At 72.6% G+C, this 1952-nt stretch carries 2 protein-coding genes; both read right to left on the reverse strand.

Features of this window, described 5'->3' with window-relative positions; all coding sequences use genetic code 11:
- Positions 1-155: 155 nt before the first annotated feature.
- Positions 156-1739, reverse strand: coding sequence for an oligosaccharide flippase family protein (locus G9H71_RS22405; RefSeq protein ID WP_166284966.1), 1584 nt, complete (start codon positions 1737-1739; stop codon positions 156-158).
- On the reverse strand, positions 1736-1952 hold a 217-nt coding region (locus G9H71_RS22410; RefSeq protein WP_231135325.1), incomplete at its 5' end, for a hypothetical protein. The genes G9H71_RS22405 and G9H71_RS22410, both read right to left, overlap by 4 nt.

The raw sequence follows: 1952 nt of genomic DNA on the forward strand, positions 1-1952 counted from the left end.
GATCGCGCGCGCGACCTGCCGCTCCTCGTTGAGGGTGTGGACGATGCCCGTGATGCGCGGCCGGGGGTCCTCGTCGGCGACGGTCTGGGCGCCCTCGTTGCTCATGTCTGCCACCTCTTGTTCGGCGTGCCCGCGGTGGTCCCCGTCGAGCCCGGTCACGCCGGCTGGCGTGCCGGCTCGTTGCGGCCAAGGAACAGCCGGAGGAACTCGCGGCGCTCCGGCGCGAGCACCACGGCCGCGAGCGCGGCGTAGACCAGCCCGCCGATCGCCAGCTCGGTGACCAGCAGCACCAGGCCGTCCGGCGGCAGTGCCTCGCGGATGCCGAGCGCGACCACACCGGTGGCGAGCCCCAGCGCCCACGGCTTGACGATCGGGGTCAGCAACCGCAGGCCGAGCTCGCGCATCGCGATCCGGAAGAGCAGGAGGTTCGTGAGCTGCACGAGCAGGTTCGCCACGGCGAAGCCGACCGCGCCGAAGGCGAGGATCAGCGGGCCGCCGGCGATCCACGTCGAGACCATCCAGACCAGGCCCATCGTCAGCGCGACGCCGGGGCGCCCGAGAGCCGACATGAGCCCCAGCAGCGGCGTCGCCGTGGGGACGAAGAAGTTCGACGCCCACATGATGTAGAAGAGCGGCAGAGCCGGGTCCCACTTGCCCGGGTCGCTCGCGCTGAAGACCTGGGTGACGAGCGGGCCGGCGAAGACGAGGGTCAGCACGGCGATCGGCGCGACGAGGGTGTTGGCGAAGAGGACGACCCGCTCGGTCGCCTCGCGCAGCCGGGCCCGGTCGTCGGCCAGGCGGGAGAACAGCGGCAGGTAGAGCTTGCTCAGCGCCATGAGGCCGATGGCCGCGTACGCCGTGAACTGGCCCGCGAAGTTGATGTTGCCGACGTCGACCTTGCCGAGCAGCAGGCCGGCGAAGACCGGGTTGATGCTGTCCTTGGCGAGCGAGACGACGTGGACACCCTGGACGGGGATGCCGAAGCGGAGCCGACCCTTGAGCTGCTCCCAGTCCCAGGCGAATTGCGGCCGGTACGGCGCAGAGGCGTAGAAGAGCACCGCACCCAGGACGGACTGTGCCAGCAGCGCGATCCCCATGCTCGACGCGCCGTGGCCGGTCGCGGCGAGCGCGAGCGCGACGCCGCTGAACGTGGTGCTCTGCAGCACGCCGATCAGCCCGAGCCGGCCAAAGCGGAGGTCCCGCTCGAGCAGGGCGCTGCTCAGCGTCCCGAGGGAGGTGACGACGAACGCGGCGCACGAGGACCACAGCAGCGGCAGGATCTCGTCGCCGAAGTCGTACGCCTTCGCGACGAACGGCGCCACGAGGGCGCCCACGACCGCCAGCGGCACGACCAGCGCCTGCTGACCGGTGAACACGACCGCGAGCTGCCGCCGGGTCGGGGCCTCGCGCTGCTGCACGAGGCTGGCGCCGAGGCCGGCGTCGCCAAAGGCGAGCAGCAGGCTGTAGCAGAACAGCACGACGGCGTAGATGCCGTAGTCGCCAGGGTCGAGCAGGTTGAACAGGGCGATGCCCGCGCCGAGCGAGAGCACCTGCGTGAACCCCTGCCGGGCGATGAGGGAGACCGCGCCGCGGACCCCCTTGGTGCCGATCCCCGACGTGGGTGCAGGCGCCGTGGTCGTGCCCTCGGCCGGGGCAACGGGGTTGGGCGAGGCCAGCTCGTCGGCCGACGAGGGCAGCCCGGGGGCGCCGTCCGCCAACGGCTCGCCGCGGCCAGTCACGCCCCCGCCCTTCCGCGCGCCGGAGCCGGCCTCACGGCATTGGCCAGGCAGGTGCCGGGAAGCGCTCCCTTGGCCGCGAGCCGGACGGCAAGGCGGTTGCGCTCGGCCATCAGCCGCTGCACGACGCTGCGGTTCGGGTGGGCCGTGCCCATGTTCTCCGGGTGGTCGTACGTCGCCGCTGCGTAGGTGGCGCGCATCCAGCGCGCGTGCCGC

It is taken from the genome of Motilibacter deserti (assembly GCF_011250635.1).
GTDB lineage: Bacteria > Actinomycetota > Actinomycetes > Motilibacterales > Motilibacteraceae > Motilibacter_A > Motilibacter_A deserti.